Raw genomic sequence first — 7,918 nt, 5'->3', positions numbered from 1 at the left:
GTACCGACGCGGAGAATTTTACCCCTGTGTTTTGCGCAGATACATTAAAGATGGCAAGCAATAAGAAAGATAAAAACAACAAGGAACTTTTACGCATGGAAATTTCTTAGATGGAATACAAAAAATTACAACTCAACTTTTAAACAGGTTACCTCTATTGTCCTACTGCAGCTTTACAGAGAAGGATTGATCAGATGGAGGTAAGCATTCGTGGTCATTACAGACCATAAAATTGACTGTACCTGAGAAATCCGTCTTTACGTTTCCCTTTACCTTCACCACTTGAACAAAATCAACTTTGCCGGAATAGTATTTTACATCTACACCGAAATTTTTATCGTGAGTAACCTTCAAATCGCCTTTTTCTAAGGTTTTTCCCTGTAAAGAAATCAACGGATTCTTAGTAAAACTAAAAGCCGTAGCAACAGGGCCTCCATCAGGCGTATTTTGAGAATAGATATGCCACGGGGCAGGGAATGTTGCAGTAATAGTTACTTTGTAAGTGTTAGCATTTTCCTTCACCGCTTTGCTCGTCCATTTTACCGGAGACTGTTGTGCAAAACTGGTTATGGCGATAAAACCAAAAATCAATAGTGCTGTTAATTTTTTCATTGTTTGTTTTTTATTGTTATGATTTATTTTATTATCCAATATTTAATTATTTGCGAACCATCCTTAGCCATTTTATAACACTTCGGTTGCTAAACGACTAATGGGTAACATTGCGGTAAACTTTGTGTCTGTAGAATAATAAGCTGAATGAACAGGCTCTTCTTTCATCAAATCGGTACTAAGGTATTTTTTATTGCTATCAGATAAAACAGTAACAACCACGGCATCTTTGCCTAGTCTATTTGCCAATTGAATAGCTCCAATGACATTTGCGCCTGAAGAAATCCCCACGGCCAACCCCAACTCCGCCGACAACTTTTGCGCCATTATGATGGCGTCCCCATCTTTCGCCTGTATTATGCCATCTAATTCTTCCAGTTGCACAATAGAGGGAATAAACTCATCAGAAATACCTTGAATCCTGTGACTGCCCACTTTATGGCCTGTCGTAAGAGTAGGTGATTCAAAGGGCTCCAAAGGGTGGATTCGAACAGAAGGGTTAACCATTTTTAGATAAGCGCCAACACCCATCACGGTTCCTCCTGTACCGACACCCGCCACAAAGGCATCCGGTTTCAACCCAATATTATTTAGTTGCAGCCATATTTCTTTTCCGGTAGTTTTCTCATGGGCTTCCGCGTTGAAGCGATTATCAAACTGTCTCGGCAAAAACACACCTCCTTTCTCAGCCAGTTCTTTGCTTAATGCGATGCTGCCTAAAAAACCACCCTGTTCTTTACTGATTGGAATCACCGCTGCACCCAGGCTTTTAATTATATCCACACGCTCTTTGCTTAACCAATTGGGCATAATAATCTTCACCTTATGACCAAGTGCCCTGCCTATAGCGGCAAAGGCTATTCCGGTATTGCCACTGGTAGCTTCAATTATCTCATCTGAAGGCCGAATATGGCCATTCTTATAGGCTTGAGATAAGATATACAAAGCCATTCTATCTTTGATACTTCCGGTAAGATTATAGTGTTCACATTTTACAAAGATGCGACCTGGATTATTCTTATAATTATATCGTAATTCTAACATCGGTGTATTACCCACCAAATGCCAAAGATGTTGAATTTTGGCATTTATTTCAGTGACCGATTTTTTTATTTCTACCACAGCCATGGCTATTTTTTTTAGAAAGTAAAGCTACCTATTATGATAATTATATAAAACACTTAACCTATTTTCGATAAATTTTATTGAAAAAATGTATTTAACTGAAAAATAATCCGAATTGCCTTCTTACCTTTATGTAGAAGTAATTATTTTATTGTCTATAAAATTTGTGTATAAATGAACAATGGAGAACTGGACGAAATTGATAAAGAAATTTTGAAATTAATGCAGGTAGATGCCACACTTACCAACAAAGAAATTGCCGATAAAGTACATAAATCAACAGCCGCTATTCACGAAAGAATAAAACGGCTGAAAAGTGACGGAATGATCAAAAGTATAGTGGCCATTATCGACCGGAAGAAAGTAAACATCGGATTGCTCGCTTTCAGCCAGGTATTACTCAACAACCACACGACCCAAACATTAGAAAAGTTTGAACAGGAAGTTATTAAATTACCGGAAGTGCTGGAATGTTTTCAGATGACCGGCACCTTTGATTTTATATTGCGTGTTGCGACCAGAGATATGGACGACTATCACAATTTCTATAGAAACAAATTAGGTAAGCTGCCCAATATTACCACCGTTCAAAGTTTCTTTGTCTTGTCTGAAGCCAAAAGCGATACAGCTTATTTACTGTAATTACCTGTAGCACTTAAATGGAACACCTCATTATGTTTCTCACTGATTTGATATTGGAAGCTTAAATAAGGTATGATTTTTTATTTAAAAATTTCAGCTAATTTTAGTCCAATTTCTTCTCCTCTCAAGCCACGCGCAATTATCTTTCCTGCTGGGCTGATTAAAAAATTATCCGGAATACCCTGTACGCTGTATAACATTCGTACAGGATCTGCATATCCTTTAAGGCTACACAATTGTGTCCATTGCATACCATCCTTTTTAAATGCATTCATCCAATTTTGTTCAGTCCTTTCATCATCGAGTGAAACACTGATAACAGTAAAATTCTTGTCTTTATATTTTTTATAAGCTTTTACGAGATAGGGACTTTCTGCGCGGCAGGGAACACACCAACTCGCCCAGAAATCAAGCAAAATATATTTTCCGTTAAAGGAAGCAAGATGCACATTCTTACCATTTTGATCAGGCAAACTGAACTCGGGGGCATTCTTGCCGATTTGTACTCTTTCAATTCTCTTAATAAGACTCGCAATACCTTGGCCTCCAATAGAACTTTTTACTGTATTTGAAAAATGGTTATATACACTTTTAAGTAGTGGTAAGGCTGTTTGATTATTTGTGAAATCCATATTTAGCATCGAAGTAATGGCATAAGAATTTGGATGTGCAAATGCATAACCTACGATCAGACTCCGCCGCATAGCTGGTAATTCGCCATAAATATTTTCAAGGCTTTTGAGAATGGAGTCAGAATGTTGAGCAGAAGCAAAACCGCGCAATCTCCTGAGAGATTCAAGTATTTCATAATAAGGAGCCATACATACAGCAATGGAGTCTTTATCATCATTTGAAAACGAACCGGTCACTTTTGAAGAGCTTATGGAGTCGCTATTAACACAAATCGAAATAGGGCTGTTCTCAAGATAGAAATTTAGGTTCTGCGCCGCATAGCGATGTTCAGAACCTTTTATATAGAGATCGGCACCAACGGGTAATTTAACGGTACCTTTAAATTGAAAAGTGCCATTTTTTATTGCAGAACTGTCAAAAATAAGCTTTTCCCCGTTCAAATCCGGGTAGGAAAGAATTATTGTGCCGATACTTATGCCATTAACTTTACCTTTTATATTGAATGACTTAGACGACATTGCCGGCTGAGACCACACCTTGACGGTTCCAAATAAAAAAAGTAGCATAAGGAAAAAAACGCGGCATTTGATAAAAAATGTTCTGCAATTCATTGTAGGATATTCTTATTTTAGGCATAAAAGTAATGGTAACTTAAAAATAAGTAATCCTATTTTTAAATTATTTTTTAAGGCTGTCAAGCCAAATGTTTTACCTCTTCTGGAAACATGTTAAAAAATCTGTTTGAACTTCTTGATAATTTTCAGCATTCTCGTCTAGGCTATTACTTGCCTATATCATAGAATCCGCTGCTCTTTATCATTTGAATTTAACACGCTCAGCAAAATCTTATTTAGGCTTGACAAATTAGCGTAATAGTTACGGTTTTGTATCGCAACCCTTCCCATAATAATTAAAACGATAGCGGTTGAAAAAATAATTTATATTTTATTACCGTTTTAATTCGTAAAAGCTTTTTTCAATTTTGCATCCATCGCTTTTTCTTCTTCGTCCGTTCCCTGATCATAACGTCCAATGATGACTCCCTTCCTATCAATCAAAATCTTCGTTGGTAATGAATGAATGCCAAATTTTTCGGAAATATCCTTTTCATTTTTCTCACCACTGCTCATTTTCTTGAGATCAAAGCCGCGCAACACATTATACCATACGCCGACTCCATCTTTTTCAACAGCTTTCTTCCAAGCTCCGTGATTATTGTCATCATCGGCGATGCCAATAATTTCAAGCCCTTTATCATGATACTTTTTATATAATTCAATCATGTGCGGATTGCTTTTACGACAAGGCACGCACCAGCTAGCCCAAAAATCGAGTATTACATATTTACCTTTAAAATCTGAAAGCGTCACGGGCTGGCCATTGATATCGGCAGTAGTAAAATTGGCTGCTATACTTCCTGGCGAACCGGCACGGATCTTTTCAATTTCTTTTGCCAGTTCTTTGCCATAAGTACTTTGTTGCAAAGAGGCATTCATTCTATGATAATACATTTGTAAAGAATCAAGTGGCATTGTACTAGTATAAAACCGCAATTCAAACGCAGTCACATACGATTGTGGGTGCTTTGCAAAGAAAGTATAATTAATCTCTTTCATCGCTGCATCATAAGGCAGCAGCACCCAGTCCTTTAATTCCTGGAATTGAACGTTACTTCTTTTGTTTACGGCAGAAAGCGTATCCATTACCGTTTTCCAACGTGCACTAAGTTTTTGTTGCGCTGCTTCCAAAGCGGCGTATTGCTGCTGTGTTGCAGATCCCGTAATGACCGCGTTTTTAATATCACCCATTTTTGCATTAAAACGAATCTCTCCGGGTTCAACAAAGAAAGAGGTCGTATTCGGATCATTCATGCTCATTGATTGTAAGCCATCCGCAAAGTAAACCATGGTGGGTTCCATGATATCCCCTGTAAATTGAAAGTTACCCTCTTTTATCACGGCGCTATCTGCTATAGACCTGCCTTTATTATTTTGGTAATAAAGATGGACGTAACCATCTTTCTGCCCATCAATATGGCCTATCATAGAAAATTTTTGCGCCGAGACTCCACCACCATTGACCGAAAAAAATAGTAACCCCGTCGCTGCTATATATTTTTGTAGCTTCATTTTTTTAATTTTGCTCAATTAATTACCGAATAGTTCCTTCAACTTATTGTCTATATCGTTTTCCTTGCCGGAGTATACCAATATTTTTCCCTGCTTATCTAACAAAACATAAAAGGGAATGAACGTAGTCATATAAAGAGAGCCTACACGCGCCGGCATATTTTTTACAGGAAATTCATCGCATACTTGTGTCCACGGCATTTTTTCCTGATCCATCGCTCTTTCCCAATCGCTCCAACGACTATCATCAGAAACGCTGACCATATCAAAACCTTTATCATGATATTTTTGATAAACTTCCTTCCAATGCGGTATCGCTTGTCTGCAAGGATGACACCAACTTGCCCAGAAGTCTATCATCATATATTTTCCACGAGTAGAAGACAATGTGAATTTAGAACTATCTCTTCTCATCAAGGTAAAGTCTGGCGCTACGTTACCAATGGCAACAGCTTCTTTCTTTGCTAATTCACCTGAAAGATATTTATAATAAATCGATGCCTTGGCCGAACCCGTATATTTACCCAGCATGTTTTTTAGTGTATCAAGCGGCATTTGTTGCGAAAAAGTGTATAAATTATTGAACATATAGATACCGGCAACAGAAGACGGGTTGCTATTTACATATGCATCTATTTTACTTTTTTGCCATTTTTGCAAAAGTTCTCTCACCGAGTCGGCCTGATCCCGGTATTTATACTCTTGATCAAGATGATTGATTGCTGCTTCCTTCTCAATATTTCTACCTAAAAAGGCAAATACAGAATCATATTGGTGTTGTCCAGGATCATTTTGAAATTTCATCCAATCGTCAAAATTTCGTGACCCGTCCTCTGTGATTTTTTTAATGACGGCACCTTTACTACCACCATAACTTGTATAATCATAATACTGAGAACCGGTGGTATCAGCCGTGATGTGGAGGGCGGTATCTTCAACAAATATGTTAAAACTCCAGTTACCGGGAACAATTTCAACATTCATCATTTGCGCAGTACCGATTTGACCTTTTAGTTCAAAAGAACCATTTTTAATAACACCACTATCTATAACCTTAGAAGTTCGGTCAGCTTGATTATTACTACTTATTTTTACAATGCCTGAATCAATTCCTTTCAGGGTACCGGTAATAGTATAACCGCCTTGTTTTTTTGTCGAATTGCAAGCAAATACGAATAACGAAATGCTTAACAACCAAAATAAGTTTTTTTTCATTGTTTTCTTCTTTAAAATGTATTTCAAATTGATACTTACACCGATTTTTCGGGAAAAATTATTCGCATTAACAATCACGAAAATTATTTGTTAAGCAATCCTGCCAATTTTTGATTAAGATCTTCTTCACTTAAATCCCTTGCGACAATTTTCCCTTGTGGATCAAGTAAAAAATTGGTAGGAATGGCCTTAATACCATAAAGAACGGCTACTTTATTATCCCAGAATTTAAGGTCAGAAATTTGGGCCCAAACGAGACCATCCTTGTGAATGGCATTTAGCCATGAATCTTTTTGGCCCGAACGATCTAGGGAAACACCCAATATTTTAAATCCTTTATTTTTGTATTTATTGTACACTTTTACTAGGCCTGGATTTGCTGCCCGGCAGGGGCCACACCAACTTGCCCAGAAATCAATAAGTAAATAACTACCTCGAAAGTCGGATAAGTTAACGATGTTGCCCGATGTGTCGGGTAAGGAAAATCCTGGAGCTATTTTGCCAATTGCCGTAATCTTTCTCGCTTCTATTACCGATGCGATAGATTTTCCACTTTTGGTATTTTTGTATTTGGGTGATAAAGATGTGTACAAATTTTCTAACTCATTCAAATCCATGTTAGTTGCATAATTGTTTAAAAGAAAAACAGATGCAAAAGCTGCGGGATTGGCTTGAATGAATTGTTTAAGCCGTTCCAATTGAATTTTTTCATTAGCATTGCTTAAATTTTGATAATCCTCAAGAAGTTGTTTGTACTTGGTACTTGCCGTGTCAGGGTTGCGGTTCATCACATACTCTTTTCCATATTTTTTCTCAAGTTCATCTATAATCTTCTGTTGAGCATTATTACTCTTATCACTAAAATTATGATAGAGGTTATTTTCTTCGGAACCTGTAACTTTTGTATTGGCAAAATTTTCTGCATCGGCATTCATATGGATAATACCGGGTGCTGTTACCAAAACCCCAAAAGGAGAATAACCGCCTTTATTTTTGCTTTCCAATTGGCTATAAAACATAAAAAGGCCAGCCTCTTTAAAAGGAGCATCAAAAACAAACGTACCATTTTTAATAATCGCCGAATCGTGCAAACCACTTCGATTATAAATAATAATCTGGTTACCATCAAACTTTTTGTCTGTTGTACCATCAAATTTGATAGTTTGCGCAGAAGAGCCCAGACTAACAAATGAAAAAATAGCAATAAGGATTTTTATTTTTTTGAACATAATTTTAGATTGAAGGGATATAATAAAATTCTAGTTTCCGTAGCCAGGGTTTTGCATACCTTTTAAATCAATATTCCGTGTCATTTCCTCTTGAGGAATAGGTAATATTAATTGCGTTTTTTTCGTAATGGTAGGAAGGAGTTGTTGTAAAGTTGTAAAAGGTAAACGCCTTACAGCCAACCAATCCTGCCCCGCCTCTCCTACAAAGTTTTTCATGTCTTCCTTAACAATTAGCAACTTTAGTTCAGCCGCGGAATTAGCTGCATCAACCTGTGAAAAATCAGTGATGCCCGCATGCGACATAACAGTTTTTAATAAGGCCTTTGCATCATC

8 protein-coding genes are annotated in these 7,918 nt (G+C 37.2%); 1 reads left to right on the top strand and 7 read right to left on the bottom strand.

Annotated elements, in window-relative coordinates:
* Positions 1–162: 162 nt before the first annotated feature.
* The gene (locus tag ACQR30_RS08250; protein WP_429733926.1) at positions 163–612 is read right to left on the bottom strand and encodes a protein-disulfide reductase DsbD domain-containing protein; all 450 of its coding nucleotides are present in this window, start codon (positions 610–612) and stop codon (positions 163–165) included.
* A 72-nt stretch (positions 613–684) separates the two neighbouring features.
* Positions 685–1,740: a PLP-dependent cysteine synthase family protein gene (locus tag ACQR30_RS08245; protein ID WP_429733924.1), complete on the bottom strand. Its 1,056-nt coding sequence runs from the start codon at positions 1,738–1,740 to the stop codon at positions 685–687.
* A 171-nt stretch (positions 1,741–1,911) separates the two neighbouring features.
* Here ACQR30_RS08245 and ACQR30_RS08240 point away from each other — a divergent pair, with 171 nt between their 5' ends.
* Positions 1,912–2,379, top strand: a complete 468-nt coding sequence (locus ACQR30_RS08240) for an Lrp/AsnC family transcriptional regulator (protein ID WP_429733922.1) — start codon at positions 1,912–1,914, stop codon at positions 2,377–2,379.
* 80 nt (positions 2,380–2,459) lie between these two features.
* On the opposite strand, the gene ACQR30_RS08235 is transcribed toward ACQR30_RS08240, so the two are convergent.
* From ACQR30_RS08235 to ACQR30_RS08215, 5 genes are all read right to left on the bottom strand, one after another.
* A complete protein-coding gene (locus ACQR30_RS08235) occupies positions 2,460–3,578 on the bottom strand; it encodes a redoxin domain-containing protein (RefSeq protein WP_429733919.1) in 1,119 nt (372 codons plus the stop codon).
* Positions 3,579–3,968: 390 nt separating this feature from the next.
* A complete protein-coding gene (locus ACQR30_RS08230) occupies positions 3,969–5,141 on the bottom strand; it encodes a TlpA disulfide reductase family protein (protein ID WP_429733916.1) in 1,173 nt (390 codons plus the stop codon).
* A gap of 18 nt (positions 5,142–5,159) precedes the next feature.
* Positions 5,160–6,356, bottom strand: coding sequence for a redoxin family protein (locus tag ACQR30_RS08225; RefSeq protein WP_429733913.1), 1,197 nt, complete (start codon positions 6,354–6,356; stop codon positions 5,160–5,162).
* 83 nt (positions 6,357–6,439) lie between these two features.
* Positions 6,440–7,585, bottom strand: a complete 1,146-nt coding sequence (locus ACQR30_RS08220; protein WP_429733911.1) for a redoxin domain-containing protein — start codon at positions 7,583–7,585, stop codon at positions 6,440–6,442.
* A gap of 30 nt (positions 7,586–7,615) precedes the next feature.
* The coding region (locus ACQR30_RS08215; protein WP_429733909.1) for a hypothetical protein at positions 7,616–7,918 on the bottom strand (303 nt) is incomplete at its 5' end.

The sequence above is a fragment of the Arachidicoccus sp. genome, from assembly GCF_050436765.1.
Classification (GTDB): Bacteria; Bacteroidota; Bacteroidia; order Chitinophagales; family Chitinophagaceae; genus Arachidicoccus.
The sequence above is the reverse complement of the archived record's forward strand: the minus strand, read 5'-3'. Positions and strand labels throughout refer to the sequence as shown.

Coding starts and splice junctions, on each gene's coding strand:
- ACQR30_RS08230 (WP_429733916.1), bottom strand. CDS start 5,141: ATGAAGCTACAAAAATATATAGCAGCGACGGGGTTACTATTTTTTTCG.
- ACQR30_RS08240 (WP_429733922.1), top strand. CDS start 1,912: ATGAACAATGGAGAACTGGACGAAATTGATAAAGAAATTTTGAAATTA.
- ACQR30_RS08245 (WP_429733924.1), bottom strand. CDS start 1,740: ATGGCTGTGGTAGAAATAAAAAAATCGGTCACTGAAATAAATGCCAAA.
- ACQR30_RS08220 (WP_429733911.1), bottom strand. CDS start 7,585: ATGTTCAAAAAAATAAAAATCCTTATTGCTATTTTTTCATTTGTTAGT.
- ACQR30_RS08235 (WP_429733919.1), bottom strand. CDS start 3,578: ATGCTACTTTTTTTATTTGGAACCGTCAAGGTGTGGTCTCAGCCGGCA.
- ACQR30_RS08250 (WP_429733926.1), bottom strand. CDS start 612: ATGAAAAAATTAACAGCACTATTGATTTTTGGTTTTATCGCCATAACC.
- ACQR30_RS08225 (WP_429733913.1), bottom strand. CDS start 6,356: ATGAAAAAAAACTTATTTTGGTTGTTAAGCATTTCGTTATTCGTATTT.